The sequence below is a fragment of the Burkholderia sp. 9775_39 genome, from assembly GCF_015712225.1.
In the GTDB taxonomy this organism is placed as follows: Bacteria; Pseudomonadota; Gammaproteobacteria; order Burkholderiales; family Burkholderiaceae; genus Burkholderia; species Burkholderia cenocepacia.
The window spans coordinates 1-420 of record NZ_JACCQC010000099.1 but is presented as its reverse complement, the minus strand read 5'-3'; the positions used below and the strand labels follow the sequence as shown (position 1 = coordinate 420).

1 protein-coding gene is annotated in these 420 nt (G+C 56.4%); it reads right to left on the bottom strand.

Annotated features, from left to right (window positions below):
* Positions 1 to 411 (bottom strand): EAL domain-containing protein (locus H0X90_RS35440; protein WP_230878131.1); only part of this gene is annotated, 411 nt, incomplete at its 3' end.
* Positions 412 to 420 lie beyond the last annotated feature (9 nt).

Genomic DNA, 420 nt, shown 5'->3' with positions numbered 1-420 from the left:
GTCATGCACTGCATCGAATGGCATCGGATGGCCGATGTAGTATCCCTGCCCAAAATCGCAGCCGGCGGCGCGAAGAATCCGCATGTCTGCTTCCGACTCAATACCTTCCGCCGTCACCGACAGGCCCAGACTGTGCGCCAGCGAAATGATCGAGTGCACGATCGCCTTTGATGGCTGGCTCCCAGAGAGACCACTCACGAAGGAGCGATCAATCTTCAGGTCATCCACCGGCAGCTTCTGCAGGTAGGCGAGAGAGGAATACCCCGTACCAAAATCGTCGACCGCGATCCGAACACCAAGGCCATGAAGTTCATTCAGGGCTCTCAGCGTACGGTCGGGGTCTGCCATGACTGCACTTTCCGTGACTTCGATCTTGAGACAGTTCACCGGAAATCGATTCTGCTCGACCAGATACTGAAC